This is a genomic window from Yersinia sp. Marseille-Q5920, from assembly GCF_946902935.1.
Lineage (GTDB): Bacteria > Pseudomonadota > Gammaproteobacteria > Enterobacterales > Enterobacteriaceae > Yersinia > Yersinia rochesterensis.
Genome location: NZ_CAMPQA010000001.1, coordinates 389766 through 410357, shown reverse-complemented (window position 1 = coordinate 410357; position 20592 = coordinate 389766). Strand labels below are relative to the sequence as shown.

Genomic DNA, 20592 nt, shown 5'->3' with positions numbered 1-20592 from the left:
TTCAGGTGAAGAGGTTCAGTGGGTTAGGCTTTGGCGTCTGAAGTGTTGCCACTCACGCTGTCGATATGATGATGTCCGGTCAGGGAAATTTTACCTGCTTGCACATCACCATTGGTGACGTAATTGCCATCAAGCTGCCCGATATTACCCTCAAATGTTGCTCCAGCGCCACCCTTGATGGCCATGCCGCCATTGCCGGTAATTTTAGCCTGAGCGGTAACCTGCTCACTGGCGGTCACCATCGGGGTATTAAAATCGGCCTTTTCCTCGGCGTTGACCTCGTAGTTCTTGCAAGTCACGCGATAGGTATCACATGCCACATCAATGATGCGGCCACGTTTGAGAACGATTTTAGCCCCCTCATCGGTATAGAGAGCGACTTCACCAGACTTAAGCCCGGCAAGCCGGTAAGCACCATGCTCGGTAGCAATAATCACACCGTGGGAAGTATTGCCGCCGAGCGGTAATATCACCGCCATGGTGCCGGGCAGAGGATTAGACGTGAAACCGTAGTGCTGGAACAATTCATTGTCCTGCAACCGTTCTCCCGCCAGTCCACGCGCCTGGACAGTTTGAACCTGTCCGCCACTATTAACCCGAGTTAACACCGCTCTAAACGCTCTTCGAATGCGGTTTAAAGCCGCTGAAATACGACTATCAACATTATTCCACATCGACTATCCCCAGCTCTTTATTCTTTTTAGTCTTTCTTTTCCGGCCTTTTTTCTTTTTCGGGAAAGCATCAGGTATCCAGATCCCATCCTCTTTTAAGCGTAACGTGGTGGTCTCACCCTCGGCGCGGCCACCCACGAACTCACGCCCCATCAGAAAGAAAATGGCGTCTATGGCATGGGGTTCACTGCGCACATGAATACGCTGGCCTGGCTCCCACAATACGCCATCAGAATTACGGTGACCGGCAACCACTGCTGTTAAGCTGTAGCCTGCCAGACAGGCATCCGCCATCGCCTTGCGTCCGCGATAGCGCACCTGATCCAGATTATCAGCGTCACCGACAACCATGATTTGTGGTCGATAATATGGCACGGTAGGGTCTTTGATGACGGCTTTTAGGCCATGAGTGCCAGTCTCGGCTGTACCAACGTCTTGATTGGCATCATCGTCAGGCTCATCACTGGCGACGCTTTGGATGCTGGCGCTGTCGACGTCAACAATACCCAAGTCAGTTGAGGACTTGGAGCCCTGGCCATGCCCCTGTGCCAACACAGTAAGCTCGGAGAATGAGCTATTGATTGACGAGTTATCATTCAATGACAGCAGATTATTACCTTCGCCATCAAATCGCATAATCAACGTGGCCACCGGGGACGTAGTATAATCCGGGCCACCCACCACTAAAGTGCCATCTGGCTCAAACCATGGCCACAAGCCTCGGCCCGCGGCAGCACGGACTAATGCATCCCAGGCGCGTTCGCCGGGCTCGATGCTGACTTTATCATTGCGGATAGCGCTCTCGGCATTAATCCGAATCTTAGTGATACCCAACGGCCGCACGATATTGGCAATCACTTCCTCCAGCCCCAACTGGCGGGAGGTAAAGACTGGGGCGGCGCAATCCACCAAAATGGCCGCGCCGTCACGACCCGACAATGAGAGGGTGCATTGCTTGCGGGCAATGTTTCGCTGGATGCTGTCGATACGTCCCACCATCACGGTATCAGCCCCGACCTTGACCTGAACGGGGACGCCGCGAGTAATGCCGGGCGGAAATACGCCATCAGGCAGACCCAACGAAACAGACCAGGCATCGGCGGGGATCAAGAAATCAGAATCAATCTGATAGCGACTCCACGCGCTATGGACTTTGCCATTAATCAAAATGCTAACGCGGTTATCCTGCTCTTTCTCAGATGGCGTAGGCATAGAGCATATCCCCCGGTTTAAGGTTGTTCGGGTTACGCAACTGAGGGTTGAGACGCTGCAACTCAACGGCACGACGATAGTCACCGTACCAACGGTGAGCCACTAAATGCAGATTACTGACCCCATCGACCTGACGCTGAATAAGCGGTGGCCTTGTGGTGATGATATTGGTGGCCAGCTGTTGCACCGCCAACGCGATATCTTTTAACCCATCCACCACCGGTTGCCAGGCGATACCCAGAGGGGTTGAGCTTGAACTCACTTCCTGCGTCGCATCGGCATACTGAGCCCGATGTTGGTCAATGGCTGCCTGGATAAACTGGCGGGTATCGTTAGCAATGCGCTCAATCTCTATGGGAGAAAGCAGACTATTGATATCTTCATCACTGAAGATATCAGCGGCATCTTGCGCCAGCTCGCCTGCAACAACGATTGTCACCATGGCAATCAACTCAGCAATGTCTGCTGCAGACACCCCAGCAGGCATATCAACCGGGGCAGACTTTTCACCGGATACCAGAGCGGCGGGCATGTTGGCAATGGCCGTCAACTGGCGATGGGATTCACCCCAGTCAGACATCGTGACATTGGTCTGGCTAATCACGCCGGCCGCAGAAATACCACTGCCACTGCTGATACGACGACTGCCACTAGTGATGGTTCCGCCACTACTGATACCGCCGCTCCCTTTGACATTCAGTGAGGTCAGGCTGACAGCACTTTGTAAATCACGCATAAACGCGCCAGGGTATTGCACAAAGTCGGTGGTATTCCCAACAAAACCGGTTATCTCGGAACGGAGGATAATCAGCATATTTAAGGCCGCAGACGCCAACGCCTTTGATTTTGACATCAGCTTTTTAGCATCACGCAATGGGGCCAGCGCGCTATCCATCAGGCTCTGCTCAGCATCCATCAGCGACTGTACCTGATTAAAAATGACATCGGCCTGGGCGGTAGGATAGTCCTGACTGAAGAAGGGATTACCTGTTTTTGACTCGAGGAAAACCAACTCAACGGTGCAATAGTCGACGTTCTCGGCATCGTGACCAACTTGGCACTCGATGACCTGCATATTTGGCATCGAGCCGTAAATGGGGTGGATCAACTCACCCGCGCCGCGCTTATCCAGCTCTGCAATAAAAGATTGCAACCGGCTATCGTAATCATCCCCCCAAAACAGCGCAGATAAACGGATGTTACGGGCTTTGCGGCCCATGTCCTGAACATCCGCCCCATCAATATAGGGGTACTCATGCTGTGCGGTGTCACGGCTCCAGCTATCGCGGGTATTAATTACATCAAATTTCACCCCACGAAATGAAGCATCTAACATGCTATCTGACCAGCTCATTGAGGGCTCCCTGTTGGGCCGCGCACGGCTTGCGTACCGTTAACATCATTGACGACTTCAGCCAACACTCGGCCATCAACTTCCAATTTAGTGGTGAGCTGGATGGGCTGATTCTTTTGTCCCTGCTGGCCCGCGAGCAGATAAGACGGCACACCAAAACCGGCAAGGTTATTGGCTTGCGCATTAAAGGGGTTCGCATCGCCCGTCGTAATATTGGAGGGGATAGAAATAGATGAACCTTTTTTACTGAATTTGTCTTTAGCTATTGCCCAGGCAAAATCAACAAAGGAATAGCCCGAGGTGCCAGTGGATATGGAGTCCACTTTCTCGGCCATATTTTTCTTGGCAAAATCTTCACGCAATACATCTTGCATGGTAGAGATGGCGACTGAACCAGCGGTGATATACAACGCCGAAACAGCCATACCGCTGCCCGCTATTTTACCGAGTGTACCGGGGGCGCTAATTCCGCCACTGCCCGTACCCGGTACGCCACCACCGCCCATGCCTCCCATAAGAAAACGGAGCCCAGCAAATGCCGCTGCCGCTGCTCCCATGGCTTTAATGCCGTCGGTGGCACCGACGACAGCAGTAGTGAGCCCTGGATATTCACGGGAATAATCGGTTAAGTTTTTAGATAATGAGCCCAGAATATCGGATAGCGGTTTAATGGCATCCATCTCAGCAAAGTCTTTCGCATTATTAAACTGTTCAGCTTTAACATCATTGGCATTAGACATCACTGAGAAATTAATATCGCCAGCAGATTCACCTGCTGTTAAATTCCGTTGCTCATTACTCTTTTTGACAACGTCTTTGGCATAATCTCTATTAGCGCGATAGCCAATGAGTGCCTTGAGCGCCTGCTGATCGGCAATGACTTTACCAACAGATGAACCTTCCAGAATTTTAGCCATTGATTCTAATATTTGAGCGCGCTCACCCCCTTTGGTATTACGGAGCTGATTCTGTAATCCCTGATACTTTTTATCACCCGAAACGACCTTATCGACAATACCGACAAAAGCGTCAACAGAATTAATGCCTTTGTCTTTCGCATGAGCGAGAGAACCGGGGAGGTCAATACCTTTACCGTTGTACTTTATTTTCGCCAACGCCATGGAAGTATCGCGGCTATTCAATTTAGCCAGCAGGTTTGCCGTGTTATTGCCCGCTTCATCGCTATTGCCCGCAGTAATGGCTGATGTCTGATTCAATGCTAGCAGGGTTGAAAAATCATCTAATCCCCGCATCCCTGCACTTGAAGCTGATGCCAATTGCCCGGGTAAATACTTGGCCATATCAGCCAATTCAAAGCTACCTTCTTGACCTGCAACAATAGCCATATTCAATGCTTTGCCGATATCCTCATCTTTAACATCAAAGGTCTGCTTTAAGCGGATAGCAATATTAGACAGGTCTTTGGGGTCAGCGCCTGTTGCAGTGGCATACTTCTGAATCACAGGCAATAACGCCTTGACTGAATCCATACTAACCGCACCCGAGGCTAGCATGGCGTCCAAAGTGTCAGCAGCAGATTCTTTTGTACCACCACCGACGGTTACTGCATTCCTGACCAGACCGCCCAGTTCTTTTTTACCCTCCAGTCGGCCTTCAACGCCTCTTTCTGCATAGGCTGTATTCGCCATCATGGATAGGCGACGGTCATAACTCATCTGGTTACGAACCGGTTGCGCCAACACCGCACTGGCGGCGGTAATACCCCCCACCACCGCTGCCGCACCTGAGCCCAGCACTTTGGCCCGCTGCAAGCCAGTCATGCTGTGGTTGGCTCCATTCAATTCATTTTTTAATCGACTAACTTTATCGGTCATCGTACTGAATGCGCGGGCCTGCTCATTGGCAGACATCACACCGCTGCGGGTCAAACGATTATAGGCGGCCTGGGTTTGTTGGATTTCGCGCTGAATATCCTGCTCAGAGCGCACACCCAATGTAGAGCGAGCTGTGGCCTGGCGCTTGAATTCAGCTTGTAAACTGCGGGAGGCTTTAATACCCTTTTCAGCACTCTTTGAATCGGTATCACCCAACTTTTCAGAGGCTTTCGCTGCATCGGTGGTTTGTTTCACCGTATCTTGCAGGGTCTTTTTGAGCACTTTAGAGGCGTTATCGCGGGCGAATAACGTCAACGCCAGATTGAGTCCACGTGACATTTATCGTCCCCGCTTTTGTCGTTTGGATTTAACCCGTCGGGTTGTTGTCGTCTTGTTATTTCCGGCTGACGTTTTCTTGCCATTCAGCCGGGTTAACGCGTCGAGATGAGCATCCAACTCCGTATGGGTCATCGCGCTTATTTGTTGTTCGCTGACTCCACATCTGCCGAGAGCGAGGGTGATAAGTCGGTATCCGGCAAGGAGCTCTTCGCGGGCAAGCGCTTTTTTTTAATCTCGGCAATATGAGCATCAATAATATCGAAATCATCATCGGTTAATTCATTCAATAATAATTCCGTGGTGATATCTTCTTTTGTCAGATTGCCCAGGCTAATTAATGCTGACGCAATAATCGCCACTTTATAATAAAGCTGTGCTGCCGGGCCTTCGGTTGTACCTTGTGATTCCTGCGTGTCGGTTAATGCGGTAATGGTGTCTTTGACTACCGGCAACCGAATAGTGAAATCACGGTGAATAACATCACCGACAGCAACCCCGTAAACTAAAAAGCCTTTTTCGCTCATTATTCAATTACCTTACGCAATGCATTCATGGTGATATCAATAATTGCTTCATTGTCGACGGTATATTTCTTACCCGTTTCTGTCGTGAAGCAGTCAATGTAACTGATACGTTTACCACCACTGCCAGAAAGCGGGTATTCAGTCACCTTAGCGTTCTCAATAGCATCCCAGTCAATATCGCCATCCAGCGGTATCACAGCGGACAGGCTGAGTTTGTATTCCGCAATACCCCGACTAAAACCTTTAGCTCGCCCGGTCTTATTCATGGTTTTCACCAGCTTGCGGCCCGTAGTGGTGTCGACATTCAGAGAAGTAACTTCAATTTCCCGACCGTCAATTTCCAACACGATTGAGCCAATATATTCTTCTGCTGCCATGTGATGGCTCCTTACAGTAAGAGGTCAATACGGCCAGCAAACACATGCAGGCCATTAACAATATCAACGGGGATTGCCGCATTAAGCCGGTTAACGTCCTGAGAGTCGTGCTCAACAATCAGACCGGATTTATTCGCGCTGACTTCTTCGACTATCTCCAACTCTTCCAGTTTGAGCAGTACGTCGAGCAATTCACTGCGTACCTTTGGCCCCGTCCTGGCATTCAGCTTGTCGCGAGGGAAGCGTAAATCGATACGCTCACGACAGGCTTTACGCACATAATCCAGCGTACGAATGGTGGTGATATCCAGTAGTGCCACATCCGACGTACCGGCGAGGTTCTCGGTATAAGTGCTGATAGCGCGGACGATTTGCACGGTGTTGCCGGGGCCAACCTCAAACGGGGTTAACCCATTATGAAGTGCGTTTTCTTGCTCATTGCGCCCAGGCCGGTCAGCCAGTGCGGTCACATCCAGACTGCTCATCACCAGCGTATTGAGTGGCCGCGCCGGGTCTTCTTCGCTGGCAATCACCGCCGCGTAAGCTGCCGCAATTTGGCCCGGTAATTTTACCGAGCCGTTATGCCAGCCCAAGGTCACGCGCCCATCGTTGATATCACCGCTCAATGTAGTGCCAGTAGACAACGACTTAGGCCAGCCCGCTACGCCAATAGCCCCTCGTTGCTCCAGCGGCCCGCTCACATCATCAAGGTGTTGGCGTAGCGTGGTTAACGCGTCAGTCGTGGAATACGGGCAAACAATAATGTTATGGCCAGCAGCAAAGACAGCTGCTAACACCGGGGCAATATCGGGATCGACTTCCCCACCGGACATGGCTGTCACCGCCGTGGTGACACCTCGCGCCGTTGATTGAGCCCGTAACCGGATATCATTACCCAGCGCACCTTTATGGCGGCAAGTCAGTGTGATAACCCCCGCTTCAGCTTCCGCACTCACGGGCAATGCTGTTTGACTGGCCATAGTGGCAATCAGGTTGCTGGCAATCATCTCCGGGGTATCGGTTGCCGCGACGGCAGTATCGATACGGATATCACCGACCCACAAACTGACCACGCCACTGGTTGATGCGGTGCCTGTCAGTGTTAAAGTGCCTTGGGCGGTCTGACCAGCTGTGGCATCCGGCACACCGATAATCTGCAACTGTAGATTGCGATTGCTGGTAATCGCATCGATGGCCATCAAATGTGCCAGCGAGCCATAACCAAACAATTCAGCCGCCTGCGTATCCGAAAACACACTGGTGGCGACAAGCGGTAATGCGCTACCAGTGGATAACATCTGACCAATAATCAAAACCAACTGCGGGTTACCCGGCAACGTCCGCACCGCCAGCCGGGTATTGAATTCAAAGTATTTACCCGGTTTGCGGATGCTCGACGGGATGTTATCAAATGCGACATTAGGACTGGCCACGGGATGCCTCCACTTTGGTTTTGGCTTTCAGTTCAACTGCATCAACGGCGGTCTCTGTTACCGGCGCATCTTCAGTCGCAACGACAACTTTCGTATCCGCCACGACAATCAGGTCACCGGCGGCGATTTGGCGCAGGTAGTAGGCGGTATTGGGAACATCTACCGGGTCGCCTTCAATGTATTTTCGGGCGTTGTGTTGATAGGGAACACGAACCCCTTTAACCGCGTTAACTTTCAGTATGGTCATGATAAATAATGTCCTCAGCATCCGGCGAGCGCGTAGTCTGCGGGATGTCATAACGGAGATGAGTGGTAAGCCAGTCAGCTTCCGGCCCACTTCGGTTACCCAGATAGCCGTTAAAGATAGTGTCAATGGAATCAGCAGGCGGGCTAACATCAGGGAATAAGCCATTCTCCAGCGCCTCCTCAACCCAGTAAGTGTCGAACTCACAGGCGAAAACGGACAATGCTGCATCACCCACTTTAGTGTTAAACAAGGTACGAACGCGCCCAGGCACCAAATGCGCAATCCCGAGCCCCAAGTCCTGGCCGGATAACAAACGGCGCACGGCCTCGACCATTTTATAGGTGCCAACCTCCGCCAGTCCGGGGCCACCCTGACGGGTGGCTTCCTCGCTACGCACGTTGCGTTCACCCACAATCACCACAAAACGCCCATAGGTTTTATATTTGCGTTTAGTGATACTTGTATTCTCAGTCTTCTGGATACCGCCGAACGTCACCCAGACTCCCGGTAAGCGGCGGATCACGTCGGCGGGTTCTGCGTCCATTTCGCCCCCGTAGGAGTGGACGCCTTGAACCATGCGGCCCATACCCTGACGTAACCGTTCACAAATGGCTTTTTCAGTGAGTGCAATAATCAAAATGCACCCCCATTGGTCGAATCTCGGCCAAAGTTACGACCCGCAGAGGAGAAGCGAATACGCGGGCTGGATTCGACCACTTCCCCGTTAGGCAATTTACCCAGGGTAATTTGTCCAGCAGCAACACGCTCCAAGTAACGGATAGCATCCTCATAACGTTCGCGAATTTCGTCAGTGCTTTGGGTTCCGGCCCCGCACAGCAAGTAACGAGCGATATCACAGCACCGGCCCACCAAAATACCGGGGGTATCTGGCCAAGGGGTTGGATAGCGACCCGCCAGATAACCGTCAATCTCAGCGCTGGCTTGTGTCAACTTGACGACCATCACATGGTCATCAATCTGTCCACTGAAATTGCGGTCTGTAAGGGCGACACATTCTTTCTCACCGAATGCATCAACCATATTTTGACGAGTCGCATACATGGCGCGTTACCTTATTTAGTCGTTTTGGCAGGTTTAGTGCTTTCGGGCTCTTTGGACGCCGCATCAGGAGCAGGCGTCAGGCTGGCAATCTGCGCGTTGAGAGCGTCTATTTCCTGCAACTGGTCGGCAATGGTGGCGTTAGCACGCTCATTATCTGACTTCAACGCATCAGCATCTTTCGAAAGCTGTTGCAGGCTGTTTTCCAGTTCCCAATTACGGGCCTGTAGCGTTATAACGCTGCCCTTTAACTCTATAATCTGGCCTAAGGCCTCGCTTTGGTCTGTATTCGCTGACTGGCCATCAGTCACATGCGACACAACCAGCATGGGCTCAGCCTTGAGCTCAGCGAGAACCGAGGGACTAAAGTGGTCATCAGCGTAAGTCTGGGTTTTATCGCTGTGGGCCATGCCACAGCGGCGAAAGCCATCCCGTTTTGCAGTGATTTGAATCGACATTATGCAGTCTCCCCAGTCGAGCCAAACGCCATCTGCCAGAAACCATAACCGCCCGCAGCACGTGCTTCAGCACCAAACAGAAACTTCTTGCGCATGAAGACGTTATCGCTGTCATAGTCCGTTTGTTCAACGAACACCGGTTTTTTACGCTCTTGATAGATAAGCGGTTTAACTGGGCGTGTGGTGTCCAGAAGAAACCACGCGGTGTCTGAGACTAACTCTGGCACCACTAAAACTTCCGCCGTCCCTTTGTAGGTATTGGGCGTGTTATCAGGGAACCTGTCCGCCGTCATCAGATAGTTAGCGACATCTTCTAACGCAGGGGGGACAACTAGGATGGTTGGGCGAATTTTGAGTGAAGAGCCTTCCTCATCTTTGAAGCCGCGCATCGCGGTACGAGCGGCACCGTAGCTGGCTTGGGCTGCGGCAAGGGTAGCCGCTGACAACCGCTTGGTGCCTTTATTTGAAACGGATACCCCTCGTACTGGGTGGTCAGTATCAAAGAAGGGTTGGCCGTCATAGCAAAGGTTGATGAACCCGCCACTCAACAGAGCAAAGACAATGTCGGAAGGCAACTCTGCGGCGGACTGACCAGCGGCAGAGGCTTGTTGGGCATAGCCCAGCAGTTGATCGTCTTCAATATGATTACGGTCAACTTCAACTGTGGCTTCAAAATCATCATTGACGACGCTGTAGTTAAAGGCTTCAAGGGCTTTAACGACCTTGTCACCAATCCACTTGCGCATTTTTGGGAAGCGACTCAACCAGCTATAGTCGTTTTGCCCGCTGGTTGACGGCACCAGCATGGCGACTTTTTGCCAGTCGCTTGGGGTCTGATCAAAGGCATTCTGAAAAGTGGCTTTCAGATTGACGAAGATCTGTTTAACGTTCTTAAAGTTTACAAGCACGGTATTACTCCTTAAATCAGAACCCAAACACCGTCAGAATCAACGATGATCACTTTACCCGCGACAGGGCGGGCATCTTCACCATCACTCTTAGCAACCGTCTGGCTGTCCGCAACGTAACAATCCTTGCCGATATCAGATTGTGTCACGGCATCGCCCGCAAAATTGGCAAAACACCAGGCTTTACCACGGCGAACGAGGGCGTCAGCATCGCCATTAGCGCCAGCAAGGTTATCGACATAGCCATCTGAAACGCCCAGAGTCACCTGTGTTGCCACTGCCGATGCCATCACCGCGAAACCCGCAGCATTGGCACCAATGATGTGGCCACCAAAGATTTCAGTTTTCTGGGCAATCGGGACAGGCGACAACTCACCATCACGCCAGGGCGTATTGCGGTCTCTCATTTTTTCTCTCCTTTAATAAACTCGGCGATTTGTTTCGGGTCGGTTCCGAGAAGCGAGCAGATAGCCATATCCACTTCACCGTCATCTTCCTCACGGGCCGCTGGCGGTGAACCTGCTGGCGGCGTGCCTCCCGTCTGGGTTTGGGTGAGTGCGGCAATCTTGGGCGCTTTATCCAGGAAGCTTTTCAGGCTATCCGGGTTAGCCTTGGCCAGTGACTCTGCCCAGGCTTTCTGAGCCGGAAGCAATCGCCCGTCAGAGAGTGCGGCGGTAATCAGTCCATCACACTGCTGACTGGCCAATGCAGCTATATTGGCTTGAGCCTGAGTGACCGCTTCACTGACGGCCTGGTGCATCACATCGACAGACACCCATTTAACCGGGTCTGGCGTGGTGACCTGTGCGGTCAACGCGGCAATTTGTGTATCATGTTGGTCAAGCATTTGGAGCAAGTTCACCGACGCAGCTGCTGTTCCTTCATCATTTGAAAGACGCTTAATCAGCTTCATCAGTTCAGCCATGACTTCTTCTTGGGTGGTAGAGAGCGGCAGATTAAGCATCCAGCGCAATTGTTCGAGTAGTTCGTCCATTCCGGCGTTACCCTCAGAGGTTGAGTTGATGGCCAGGACGGATGCGGCGGCTAACATCACCTCATCCATATCATCCAGAGCCGGTGTGTTAGTCAGTGCTGCATGAAGTATTTGCAGCACATGACCGGATTTGCTGTAGTTAAAAACAGGGGAAATAAAGCGGTATTCTCCGGCGAGGATCATCTCCGCAGCGGCGTTAGTCCATTCGACATCGACCGCAAACAGACCATCATTCCCTCGCCATTCGAGCTTTTTAAACCAACCCGCTGCGGGGGCGGGCTGACCATTTTTGATGGCTCTTAATGTCTGGTGTTCGTAATCAATGACGTAGGGGGTTAACTTGGCATTGGCCGCATCAATGAGCCGCTGTGCAATCTCAGCGTTCATCACCCAGTGATCACATTCTTCAGGGCGACCATCTACCGCCCGGAATTCACCAGCGGGAAAGAGCTGGATGGTTCCGTGGGTCGCTTTTGTGATTTCGATTGCCAGAGCGGCGAATAATGTTTTTATGCCACCGAGAATACGGGGCCGTTAAAAGGGTATTCAGTGGAAGGGGTTCAGTGGATTACATCGAGGGATAACGCGCGGATCATCTTGCCACTTCACTCAGCACATTAGCAATGGCGTTAACCCATTTTTAAACACGATTTAAAAACTCGGTAGTGCGATTAAGAGGGGTAAAGTCCGGCGAGAGTGTCAGTAAACGATTAAAACGCCCTGCGTCGATTACAGGACGTTTACGGTTACGAATCAATAACACGGCGAAAGTAGTCTAAACCAGTATTTTCCATGGCTTCCACATCCTGCTCCGTCAGATGCAGAAAAGGACGTGCAGGCATCTTGATTGTGTGAGCACCCACCGCCGCCGTTTGCACAAAATTGGACTTTGACTTTTTGACGAACCGGTTACCGACTTCACCATTTTTATGCTGTTTGAAATGCATATCCTGCTGGCGGGCCTTACGTTTGATTTCACCGCCAAACTGGTGAATAGCCGCATAAGCCACATTGCTGCCGACACTGGCGCTGTCATTATCACTTTCTGAGACGATGCTCGCCGCCAGTCGTCCCGATAACTGTAGAATCTGACCACCGGCGCGTTTCTTGGCATAGGCCGGACTCCATCCCATCCACGCGGGTCGACCCTGATTTTTAAAGTTCTCTTCAACAGCGTCTCCCATTGCTGCCGCCAGTTCACGCATCAACGGCCCCCGGTGTTCCAGCTTGCTGATAAGCTCACCCAGGGAGCGCTCAAAATCAGTCACATTGAACTTGATACCGATACCCATCACAGACTCCCCGCCAGCACTGTGAGGTTAGCCAGCTCATTGCGTTGAGCCTCAGACAGCACCGCGCCTTTGTGCATCAGCTTGACCGCCAGACCGGTATTCCCGGCGCTGAGCGGAACGGTCACGCCATAGTCATTTTTTCCCTGGCGAACGATGTAGACCAGTTGCTCATCATCGAGCAATGTCGCCACCGGACGTTGCAACAGTTCCGGCAACTCCGCCCATAACGGCCCTGGCGCATCCAGTACCGCATTATCAAACGCCGTTAAAGTCACAGAGCCAGGCGCTTGCCCGCGCATCTCAAGCTTGGTGAGGGTCTCGGGTTCAATAGCACCAAGATGACGCAATGAGCCTTTGGGTTTTGGCTGGAGTGACACCTGATTGACCCAGCGTTTAACATCGGTTTTAACGGCATTTAACAGCGTGTTATCGCTCAGGGTCTCTTTGACGGCGAGGGATGCCAGGCGCGGAGACGCCACCGCCGATTTATCCATCAGCCGTTGTCCCAGTGCGGACAAATTACCCTGACCCGGATTGTGACCAAAGCCCGCATCCGGTGTATACAGTTCGCCATTGATACGAAAAGCCTGAACTGAGCGCGTATCATTTGGCCCCCACGCCTGCTGCACCGTCTCAATCCGGTCTTGGCTGGATTGCACGGTGATGCTGTGGCGGCTGATATCCGCCTCAGAACGCGCCCGAACGCGGCAGCGGCAACGGTAGCCATCTGGCGGATACATAAACTGCCAGACTGGGTCGTCATAACGGGCAGTAAAGCCATTTAACGCGGCATGTTTGGGGCGGGTTAGCCTGTCCATGACCGCAATCCGCTCCCAATAGGGGCGAAACTCGGCATTGGCAAGCTGCTCTTCATAGCGACCCGCGTTATAGGCAGATTGCATATTGGTCTGGAAGATGGTTTTCAGTCGGCGCGGGGTGAGCTGTTTGCCCTCCAGAACGCCATCCGCGTCGGCCACCAAGCCTTTACCCATCCAGCCCTTTTGCTCCAGCCCCGGGATAAGTTGTTTTTTGAACTGCTCAAAGGTGGTGCCGTTACGCAGGCTGTCACTCAGGCTATGGCGAACATCTTCCAGCACATCTTGCTTCAATATCCCTGCCACGGTGAACGCTGTCGCATGGGCGCGAGCTTCAACATCATGCCAGTTGAAACCGATGGTGTAGCCCTTGGATTCAAAGTAGCGAATAGCCTCTTCTGGCTTGAGCGTCATCGCCTGAGCCAGATTGACATCAGCTTTCGGCATTGAGATGCCCCCAGATATCAGCGACAAATATGGCCTGGGCCAGCAGCTGCTGGAGCTGATTATCATCCAGCGCCGGATAACTGGCCGCGATGATATTGATAGCTTCGTCAGGCGATTGGCCCTGACTTAGCGCAGCAACCAGCGGTGTAACGAGTTTTCCCATGGCCTGATTGATGGCTTCAGGCACGGTTTGCGCCTCATCCAGAACCACTTGCGCCGGGTCATCAATTTCCGGGTTCGCGCTCAATGCGGCAAAGGATTTAAACTGTTGCGACTTGGATGCCAGAGACAAACTGGCTGACATAGGCGCGGGTTCTGGCGCGGTCAGCACCTCTTCGCCTTGCTGCGGCACGGGAATGCCGAGCTTCTTATGTATCCACGATGTCGGGATGGTCTTCATACCGGCGCTCACTAAGTTAGACACCCCTTCAGAGAAGACTTTAATATCTTCAATATCACGGGTATCAAACACCAGCTTAGGCTGACGGCGTGCACTAACTTCTTTGCCATTGAGCGCCAATAACATCCGAATAAAGCCCCGGAAGAATCCCTCAAGTTGGCGGGCATCAGAGACCAGAATGTCATGGCGCACATCGTTATGGACATTGCCCAGTGCATTGGTTGAGGATTTGCCATCAGCCTGACTGGTGAGGGTTGCACCCAGGATAACTTTGGATTCGGTGCGCTCCGCCCAATCAATCATCGCCTGGAACGGGTCAGACTGACCAACGGCCGCAGACTCAAACTCAATCGAACTGCCATCAGGAATGATACCCGCCGCATCATGGCCCAATGTCACTAGCGCATGAAGCAAAGAATCTTTTTCTTGTTCAGTGGCTCCTGGCATGTATTTACCGACACGCAACGGCAGTCCGTAAATTTCCAGAAATTCGGCCATATCACGTAAGGCATAGTTTTTAAACAGATAAGGCCAGACCAACACGCGGTATAGACCGGACTGAGCAATAAACCCGGGCTTCGCGTTATGCGTATGCACCAGCCAGCCGAACGGCCAGAGCTCAGAACCCTGGAACGTGCCATCATTGAGGCGAATTTCGTCGTTGGTTTCCGGGGTGGTACTGAACCAGCGATGAGGCCGCAACACCACTTTGGTGGGTAACCAGACATTTTCCTCCAGCTCCCAGGTCTCAATTTCCTGCGCGGCAAAACCATGACCAATGGCGTCAGCCGCATTGAGAATGATATCTTCCATATCGGGGATGGATTTCAGCCAGGAAGAAACCACCACCGCCAGTTCTTTTTCGGCAGCAGTCGCATTTTCCGGTGGCTCAATGCTCCAGTCCAGCGTCAACAAGGCATTCTTGCGCTTGGCCATCTCCGAGAAAATATGCCCGTCACGCTCCAACATATCCTCAAACAAATCCGCCTGCGCGGACAGGTCGCCCCGTTCTGCGGCCTCAAGAATATGGGGCAATTTGCGAATACTCAGCCCTTTGGACGGGTGCATTGGCCACTGGCGGTTAAGCTGTGCGACGCGTGATGTCTGGGATTCTTTCAGTACTTCACGCTTAAGCGGACGACCATACTGGTCAACGATTTGTCCCATACTACCAACCTCCCGAGCCGAACCGACTACCGCGATCATTATCTCGGCTACGCGGCACCGGCGTAAATTCAAAGTGACCCGCACCGGAAACAGCCAGCGCCCACAACATGTGCAGGGCGTCCGGGCCATCATCATGATCGGCTTTGGGGAAATGACGTAATTGTTCAATCAACGTGGTCTGGCTGGCGTGCAGGCGGATCAAACCATTCACCATGTGCGGCTGTAATGATTCGATACGCAACAGTTTATCGGTGTGAGGAATAACGGCACGGGCTGGCACCGGCACACCGGCGATGGCTGAACGTTTGATGAGTTCGGTACGCAAGAACTCCTGAAACTGCACGGTTTCAATGCTCCATACCAGGCAGCGATAAACCTTCTGCAACTCGATAATGTCCGAGATTATCTTATCCGGCACCCGTTTGCGGATGGCTGCCTCGACCACGTCAAGAATCCCCGTGTGGCGGTTAAAGCCGCCGACCAATAAGGCCGAGGGGTCGCGGCTGGCACCCTGTTTACCCAGGCTAGGGTCACAAGCCCCGAAGAAAACCCACTCGGCAAGTCGGTTAACCCAAAAGTGAAACACACCTTCACCGGCAAAGATCGCATCTTCACCACTGACCGGATCATTCTGATATTCCGCATCAAAGGTGGCATGGCCATCACGCGCACGGATAAGCATCAAGGCGAGGATAGGACGGGCTGACCAGGACACAATGGCCCCTTCGTCCATCTCTGCGCGGTGTTGCTGGTAGTAGGCATTGGCCAGCATCTCGCCATCTGACCCGTTGTTGCGCAGGATCTCTTCCCATTTCTCCCACAGCGACATGTTGTCTGGCCAACGAATCAGGGCCTTAAAGCGGGCGACGCGCCACAGCGGATTTTTGAGGGTGCGGGAAAGGACGGAATCATAGTGCAGGATAGTCCCGATGTAGATCACATCGAGCTTTCCGCCCGCCGTTCCCAGCGGTAACACGGTCTTCTTCAGCCAGTTTTCCAGCTTCTCGCGCTGCTCCGGGCTGCGGACTTGCTCGTCATTCTCGATGTCATCCAGTACCACCAGATCAGGACGGTATGGCCCATGACGCAAACCACGGAGTTTCTTACCGGAACCGGCCACCTGAACTTTAATATCGTTACGGGTCAGGATAGTCCCCATCTGCCACACGCGACCCGCGCCACAAACATCAGGGAAGTCCATCAACAGACGCGGGTTGTACACCAGTTCCGCCTTGATAGCTTCAAGCATCGGATAAGCCTGGTCAATGGAGTCCATTACGATGACCGGGTAATGCTTGATGCCACAGATGATTGTCCACAGGACAAAGAGCTGACTGACCAGCGTGGATTTGGCTTCACCACGCGGGGCGGCAATGGCATCGTTCTCGCCTTTGGGACTGGCGACAATTTCAGGCAGACGACTGAACAGATATTTATGCAGTTCGCTCTTATCTTTATGGCGCACATAATGCGGGAAATAGTTCTCGATAAAGAACTCATAGCCCGTCACTGGGTTTTTTACCTGCTGGTGACGCTCAGCAATAGCTACCGCCGAGGGGTCAAAACCCACATCCTCGGCCTCAATGGTTCTGCGCAGGCTGGCGGCGAGGTCTGCCAGTTCGCTGGCAAAGTCACGCGCGGTGAATTTTTTAACCACGTATACCCCTATGAAAAACAATGTTGATTTGTTACTTTTTTAAACTCCGAATCAAAATTTTAAAGGAACTGATAAATGGCTTTGTCTCGATGCCCCAAATGCGAAAGCACCCGATTCGAACTGGTCGAAAAAGAAGTGGCTAACGCACGCTTTAAAATAATGTTCATACAGTGCAATTCATGCGGTACCGTGGTCGGTACAACCGATTATGAAAATACACCCAGCCTGCTTCATAAGCTGGCTACGGCACTAGGCGTTAAGTTATAAGCCTGTAGAAGAACTATTGAGGGCATTTTGCAGGCCCTCAATATCGTTTGTCTCAATCAGTTCATGCAGCTTGTTTTTCATCTCACGTGACCACGGCGCATAGGATTGATCTCCACTGAGCGCAACAGAATGACCTTCCTTAATGCTGTCTGAGTCCATGTTTAAACTGCTATTAACCGCGATACTGAATGCGTTTTTATGGGCGTGAGTTAATAACGCACGCCAGTCATACTTACCCATAGTGTTTCTCCACTTCATCACCAAAAGGCTCTAATATCTCAACGAATGCTGCTAAATGCTGGGGATGCTTCTCAGAAATAAAGATGCTGAGTTTCTGAAGAACATCCAGCGCAATGGCCAGTTGACTGGTTTCCGGCAATATCTTCTTGCTGGCAGATATCGCTTTATTAAACGCATCAGCCAGACTGGCCAACAGTTCGACCCGCTGTTGTGCCGGGAGGTCTGAATTACAGTTGAGTTGTTCCAGGGTGGTCTGGTACTGCGTGACTAACCCGGTAAGAACAGCCCGGCCAATATCCTCCAGTCCACCACCGGCAATAACGTGAGCTGCCCGTAATTTGTCCCAATCATCACCGCTATCCTGTGCCTCTTTTTTCCAGCGGCGAGCAGTGACAAATGACACACCCGCTTGTGCGGCAGCGATTTCCAGCGACATCTGGCCGAAAATATACGACCTACGCAGTCTGTCCCGTGTTTCCTGCGGATGCGCCATCGTTACAGCCCCAAACGGGCTTTAATAAGCACGATAGCCGTCGCGATAAGCCCCCCGGATAGACCACCGGCAATGGCTCCGGCTACCGCACCACGGCGCGTCGCTTCGACCTGAATGGTCGTCATATTGGTTTCTATCCGATCAAGTTTTAAATTGATGTCAGCTAATATCTCCAAGTCCTGTCCTGGAATAAAAAGCTGATCTAATTGGGTGCTGATTTTTTTCAGCGCATTAACTTCACTGTTGACGGCATTAACACGTCTACTCCGGCGTTTTTGGCGTGGTTTCATTTGTCTGCCTTCCTATCCAATTTTCCGTCAATACGATCAATGGCAATTCTGACATCACGTAATGTCGCCATCATGAGGTCAAAGTTTGTTTTGGCATCTTCACGCCGCTGATAATCGGTTTTTATGGTTTCAACCGATTTCTCTAAATTAGAAATATCCTTTTGTAATTCCTTTACCCAAAGGCCAAAAACAGCGGAAACTATTCCCAATAAGATTTGGAACCCGAGATCTAATGTCACTTGGCACCGCCTGAATAATATTTATTGATTTGTATTAATTGCGTTTCTAATTGCTGGCACCATTTCCCGTAGTCTGCGGCGTGGGCGAGAATATCCTCTGGTGGTAGCCCGCTATGGGTGGGCTGGGTTTCACTGGCAGTTGGTACAGAACCGCTGGCGGTGGGTTGCACTCGCTGATCACAATCGGGGTAGCCGAGAGCTGACTGGTAGACGCACAGGCTGTGAGGCCCAAGGCCAGTATAGGTAGCGCCATCTTGTTGAGTCGCATCATTGATTTGCCTCTTGAGTCTCTGGTTATCGCTATAGAGCTTGTCTATTTCGGCCTGCAACTCAGCAGACAATTTATCGCCCAACTGCTGAGCGGCTTTCTGACGTGCCAGCACGGCAGTCAAAGCGGCACTGGCGTCATTCGCGGCTTGCGCCTTTTCTTCTGCCCAGGTGGTTTTAGCCTGGCTAAAAGCCAGCCGCTCATTAGAAAGCTGCTTGCCGTAAATCAGTGCCGCCAGTGTAAACCCTGCGGCGGCGACAATAAGCAGCGCTAACAGCGGTTTCCAATAGGTTTTAAGGAGCGTCCGCAGAAGTGGCACTGGAGACCTCCTTATCGCGTTTGAGCGCCTGGTGTTTTGATGCCTGACTTTGAGTGACCCATGCGGCCAGATACAAACCGAACCAGATATCACCGGACTGGCCAAAAATGGTGGCCCACAGTAGCGCGAGAGAGGACACGATAAACGCCCCCACCAGAGTGGTATCTGACGTCGACAATCGCCCTGATGAGGGGTTGGTGATGAGTTCTTTGAGGGTTTTCATTATGGACATAGGACACGCTCGGCAATGGCTAATCGAGCCTGACGGTCAGCCAGGCCATTGCTGCCACCGTTAATCACTTTGGTCAAGCGAACAAAGCTACCGTTATCTGCATATGGGTTGCAGTTATTAACGTGCCAGAACCAGCCAGCAGAACGTGCCGCATACTCATCTTGCAACAACAGGTCAGGGTTAGTGATAAGGTCGATTTCTAACGCATGGCCACAACGGTAATAGTTATCCAGGAATGTGATTTGTTTCAGGCCACGGCCCCGGAATTTCCAGCCATCTCCGGGCGCGTTATTACCATAACGTTTGTGGTAAACAAGGTTGGCAATAGCTTTTTGTCGTTCAATAGGGACAACGGTTTCACCGGGCTGACGGCCCAACATCGCGCATTGATCCGCAGTTAAACGGGTATTAAAGGTGGCTTTTAAGCCCGCCACGCTGTAGTTAAATGACTCAGTAAGCGTTTTAAAACCCGCGCTTTCATGCCCGACCTGAGCGATAAATGCAGCCTGTCGACGTGGTGTATCAATACCGAATTCATTCATGGCCAACAATATATGCGGATACCAACGCGCTGCCAGCGTGGGCGATAAAGAAGCGGCAAGTTGAAACTGTGATAGGGAGATTTGCATGACACCATCCAATGGGTTGGGATGGTGTCAGTATTGCTATGGGGGCTTTAGTTAATCAGTGGAAGGGGTTCAGTGGATTAATTAGGCATTGCTTTTAGCGCGGCGAAAACAACATTCCAAACTTTCTCATTATCTGTTGGATGAACTTTTTTACAATCTACAGACTCATTACCAAAATCACCAGCGTCTATTTTATCAGCACCGGTCAATATAATAATCTTACGCCATGCACAAGCATGAATAGGTGATTGCGGAATATAATCAGGTTCACTACGTCCATCCATATAGTAATGAGCCAAATTTCTTTGTACCTGATAATCGCCTTGTAACGCTTTATTCACCATGTCTTTTTCTGACTCAGCATAGGCTGTTGCAGAACAAGTAAAAATCAGCGCCATGCAAAGGTATTTTTTCATTCTATCTAG

General features: G+C 51.7%; 26 protein-coding genes. All 26 read right to left on the bottom strand.

Features of this window, described 5'->3' with window-relative positions; translation table 11 throughout:
* Positions 1-23: 23 nt before the first annotated feature.
* The 26 genes from OVO64_RS02025 to OVO64_RS01900 all read right to left on the bottom strand — a co-directional run bounded on the left by OVO64_RS02025 (position 24) and on the right by OVO64_RS01900 (position 20583).
* Positions 24-674 (bottom strand): phage baseplate assembly protein V, encoded by a 651-nt coding sequence (locus OVO64_RS02025; protein ID WP_099529128.1) that lies wholly within the window; start codon positions 672-674, stop codon positions 24-26.
* Positions 664-1884 carry a phage baseplate assembly protein gene (locus OVO64_RS02020; protein ID WP_267248580.1) on the bottom strand — a complete coding sequence of 407 codons (1221 nt, stop codon included), beginning with the start codon at positions 1882-1884 and terminating at the stop codon, positions 664-666. The genes OVO64_RS02025 and OVO64_RS02020 overlap by 11 nt, the downstream gene beginning before the upstream one ends.
* On the bottom strand, positions 1868-3238 hold the full coding sequence (locus OVO64_RS02015) for a DNA circularization protein (protein WP_267248579.1): 1371 nt from the start codon (positions 3236-3238) through the stop codon (positions 1868-1870). Before OVO64_RS02015 ends, OVO64_RS02020 begins: the two co-directional genes overlap by 17 nt.
* Complete coding sequence (locus OVO64_RS02010) at positions 3235-5412, bottom strand: phage tail tape measure protein (protein ID WP_267248578.1); 2178 nt, start codon at positions 5410-5412, stop codon at positions 3235-3237. Before OVO64_RS02010 ends, OVO64_RS02015 begins: the two co-directional genes overlap by 4 nt.
* Positions 5413-5549: 137 nt before the next feature.
* Entirely contained in the window at positions 5550-5936 is a 387-nt protein-coding gene (locus OVO64_RS02005) for a hypothetical protein (RefSeq protein WP_267248577.1), read from the bottom strand.
* Positions 5936-6313, bottom strand: coding sequence for a phage tail protein (locus OVO64_RS02000; protein ID WP_267248576.1), 378 nt, complete (start codon positions 6311-6313; stop codon positions 5936-5938). The genes OVO64_RS02005 and OVO64_RS02000 overlap by 1 nt, the downstream gene beginning before the upstream one ends.
* Positions 6314-6324: 11 nt before the next feature.
* Positions 6325-7746, bottom strand: a complete 1422-nt coding sequence (locus tag OVO64_RS01995; RefSeq protein WP_267248575.1) for a phage tail sheath C-terminal domain-containing protein — start codon at positions 7744-7746, stop codon at positions 6325-6327.
* Positions 7733-7993 carry a DUF2635 domain-containing protein gene (locus OVO64_RS01990; RefSeq protein ID WP_099529135.1) on the bottom strand — a complete coding sequence of 87 codons (261 nt, stop codon included), beginning with the start codon at positions 7991-7993 and terminating at the stop codon, positions 7733-7735. The genes OVO64_RS01995 and OVO64_RS01990 overlap by 14 nt, the downstream gene beginning before the upstream one ends.
* Positions 7974-8630, bottom strand: coding sequence for a DUF1834 family protein (locus tag OVO64_RS01985; protein WP_267248574.1), 657 nt, complete (start codon positions 8628-8630; stop codon positions 7974-7976). The genes OVO64_RS01990 and OVO64_RS01985 overlap by 20 nt, the downstream gene beginning before the upstream one ends.
* Positions 8627-9055, bottom strand: coding sequence for a gp436 family protein (locus OVO64_RS01980; protein WP_267248573.1), 429 nt, complete (start codon positions 9053-9055; stop codon positions 8627-8629). The genes OVO64_RS01985 and OVO64_RS01980 overlap by 4 nt, the downstream gene beginning before the upstream one ends.
* Positions 9056-9066: 11 nt before the next feature.
* Complete coding sequence (locus OVO64_RS01975; RefSeq protein WP_267248572.1) at positions 9067-9510, bottom strand: HI1506-related protein; 444 nt, start codon at positions 9508-9510, stop codon at positions 9067-9069.
* Entirely contained in the window at positions 9510-10418 is a 909-nt protein-coding gene (locus OVO64_RS01970; RefSeq protein WP_099529139.1) for a Mu-like prophage major head subunit gpT family protein, read from the bottom strand. The genes OVO64_RS01975 and OVO64_RS01970 overlap by 1 nt, the downstream gene beginning before the upstream one ends.
* Positions 10419-10429: 11 nt before the next feature.
* On the bottom strand, positions 10430-10825 hold the full coding sequence (locus OVO64_RS01965) for a hypothetical protein (RefSeq protein WP_267248571.1): 396 nt from the start codon (positions 10823-10825) through the stop codon (positions 10430-10432).
* A complete protein-coding gene (locus OVO64_RS01960) occupies positions 10822-11925 on the bottom strand; it encodes a phage protease (protein WP_267248605.1) in 1104 nt (367 codons plus the stop codon). Before OVO64_RS01960 ends, OVO64_RS01965 begins: the two co-directional genes overlap by 4 nt.
* A 233-nt stretch (positions 11926-12158) precedes the next feature.
* Positions 12159-12704: a phage virion morphogenesis protein gene (locus tag OVO64_RS01955; RefSeq protein ID WP_099529142.1), complete on the bottom strand. Its 546-nt coding sequence runs from the start codon at positions 12702-12704 to the stop codon at positions 12159-12161.
* On the bottom strand, positions 12704-13966 hold the full coding sequence (locus OVO64_RS01950) for a phage minor head protein (protein WP_245835019.1): 1263 nt from the start codon (positions 13964-13966) through the stop codon (positions 12704-12706). Before OVO64_RS01950 ends, OVO64_RS01955 begins: the two co-directional genes overlap by 1 nt.
* Positions 13953-15533, bottom strand: coding sequence for a DUF935 domain-containing protein (locus tag OVO64_RS01945; RefSeq protein ID WP_099529143.1), 1581 nt, complete (start codon positions 15531-15533; stop codon positions 13953-13955). The genes OVO64_RS01950 and OVO64_RS01945 overlap by 14 nt, the downstream gene beginning before the upstream one ends.
* A 1-nt stretch (position 15534) precedes the next feature.
* Positions 15535-17190: a phage terminase large subunit gene (gene terL / locus OVO64_RS01940; RefSeq protein ID WP_267248570.1), complete on the bottom strand. Its 1656-nt coding sequence runs from the start codon at positions 17188-17190 to the stop codon at positions 15535-15537.
* A gap of 261 nt (positions 17191-17451) precedes the next feature.
* Positions 17452-17697 carry a hypothetical protein gene (locus tag OVO64_RS01935; protein WP_267248569.1) on the bottom strand — a complete coding sequence of 82 codons (246 nt, stop codon included), beginning with the start codon at positions 17695-17697 and terminating at the stop codon, positions 17452-17454.
* On the bottom strand, positions 17690-18190 hold the full coding sequence (locus OVO64_RS01930) for a DUF1804 family protein (protein WP_267248568.1): 501 nt from the start codon (positions 18188-18190) through the stop codon (positions 17690-17692). The genes OVO64_RS01935 and OVO64_RS01930 overlap by 8 nt, the downstream gene beginning before the upstream one ends.
* Before the next feature lie 2 nt (positions 18191-18192).
* Entirely contained in the window at positions 18193-18480 is a 288-nt protein-coding gene (locus OVO64_RS01925; RefSeq protein WP_267248567.1) for a hypothetical protein, read from the bottom strand.
* The gene (locus tag OVO64_RS01920; RefSeq protein WP_012303398.1) at positions 18477-18719 is read right to left on the bottom strand and encodes a hypothetical protein; all 243 of its coding nucleotides are present in this window, start codon (positions 18717-18719) and stop codon (positions 18477-18479) included. Before OVO64_RS01920 ends, OVO64_RS01925 begins: the two co-directional genes overlap by 4 nt.
* Positions 18716-19306: a hypothetical protein gene (locus OVO64_RS01915; protein ID WP_267248566.1), complete on the bottom strand. Its 591-nt coding sequence runs from the start codon at positions 19304-19306 to the stop codon at positions 18716-18718. The genes OVO64_RS01920 and OVO64_RS01915 overlap by 4 nt, the downstream gene beginning before the upstream one ends.
* Complete coding sequence (locus OVO64_RS01910) at positions 19281-19538, bottom strand: hypothetical protein (RefSeq protein WP_099529210.1); 258 nt, start codon at positions 19536-19538, stop codon at positions 19281-19283. The genes OVO64_RS01915 and OVO64_RS01910 overlap by 26 nt, the downstream gene beginning before the upstream one ends.
* Positions 19529-20161 carry a glycoside hydrolase family 19 protein gene (locus tag OVO64_RS01905; RefSeq protein ID WP_099529225.1) on the bottom strand — a complete coding sequence of 211 codons (633 nt, stop codon included), beginning with the start codon at positions 20159-20161 and terminating at the stop codon, positions 19529-19531. The genes OVO64_RS01910 and OVO64_RS01905 overlap by 10 nt, the downstream gene beginning before the upstream one ends.
* Before the next feature lie 83 nt (positions 20162-20244).
* Positions 20245-20583 carry a hypothetical protein gene (locus OVO64_RS01900; protein ID WP_057628167.1) on the bottom strand — a complete coding sequence of 113 codons (339 nt, stop codon included), beginning with the start codon at positions 20581-20583 and terminating at the stop codon, positions 20245-20247.
* Between the last annotated feature and the right edge of the window lie 9 nt (positions 20584-20592).

Coding starts and splice junctions, on each gene's coding strand:
- OVO64_RS01935 (WP_267248569.1), bottom strand. CDS start 17,697: ATGGGTAAGTATGACTGGCGTGCGTTATTAACTCACGCCCATAAAAAC.
- OVO64_RS02015 (WP_267248579.1), bottom strand. CDS start 3,238: ATGAGCTGGTCAGATAGCATGTTAGATGCTTCATTTCGTGGGGTGAAA.
- OVO64_RS02025 (WP_099529128.1), bottom strand. CDS start 674: ATGTGGAATAATGTTGATAGTCGTATTTCAGCGGCTTTAAACCGCATT.
- OVO64_RS01950 (WP_245835019.1), bottom strand. CDS start 13,966: ATGCCGAAAGCTGATGTCAATCTGGCTCAGGCGATGACGCTCAAGCCA.
- OVO64_RS01990 (WP_099529135.1), bottom strand. CDS start 7,993: ATGACCATACTGAAAGTTAACGCGGTTAAAGGGGTTCGTGTTCCCTAT.
- OVO64_RS01955 (WP_099529142.1), bottom strand. CDS start 12,704: ATGGGTATCGGTATCAAGTTCAATGTGACTGATTTTGAGCGCTCCCTG.
- OVO64_RS01965 (WP_267248571.1), bottom strand. CDS start 10,825: ATGAGAGACCGCAATACGCCCTGGCGTGATGGTGAGTTGTCGCCTGTC.
- OVO64_RS02010 (WP_267248578.1), bottom strand. CDS start 5,412: ATGTCACGTGGACTCAATCTGGCGTTGACGTTATTCGCCCGCGATAAC.
- OVO64_RS01925 (WP_267248567.1), bottom strand. CDS start 18,480: ATGAAACCACGCCAAAAACGCCGGAGTAGACGTGTTAATGCCGTCAAC.
- OVO64_RS01975 (WP_267248572.1), bottom strand. CDS start 9,510: ATGTCGATTCAAATCACTGCAAAACGGGATGGCTTTCGCCGCTGTGGC.
- OVO64_RS01930 (WP_267248568.1), bottom strand. CDS start 18,190: ATGGCGCATCCGCAGGAAACACGGGACAGACTGCGTAGGTCGTATATT.
- OVO64_RS02000 (WP_267248576.1), bottom strand. CDS start 6,313: ATGGCAGCAGAAGAATATATTGGCTCAATCGTGTTGGAAATTGACGGT.
- OVO64_RS02005 (WP_267248577.1), bottom strand. CDS start 5,936: ATGAGCGAAAAAGGCTTTTTAGTTTACGGGGTTGCTGTCGGTGATGTT.
- OVO64_RS01980 (WP_267248573.1), bottom strand. CDS start 9,055: ATGTATGCGACTCGTCAAAATATGGTTGATGCATTCGGTGAGAAAGAA.
- OVO64_RS01945 (WP_099529143.1), bottom strand. CDS start 15,533: ATGGGACAAATCGTTGACCAGTATGGTCGTCCGCTTAAGCGTGAAGTA.
- OVO64_RS01900 (WP_057628167.1), bottom strand. CDS start 20,583: ATGAAAAAATACCTTTGCATGGCGCTGATTTTTACTTGTTCTGCAACA.
- OVO64_RS02020 (WP_267248580.1), bottom strand. CDS start 1,884: ATGCCTACGCCATCTGAGAAAGAGCAGGATAACCGCGTTAGCATTTTG.
- OVO64_RS01910 (WP_099529210.1), bottom strand. CDS start 19,538: ATGTCCATAATGAAAACCCTCAAAGAACTCATCACCAACCCCTCATCA.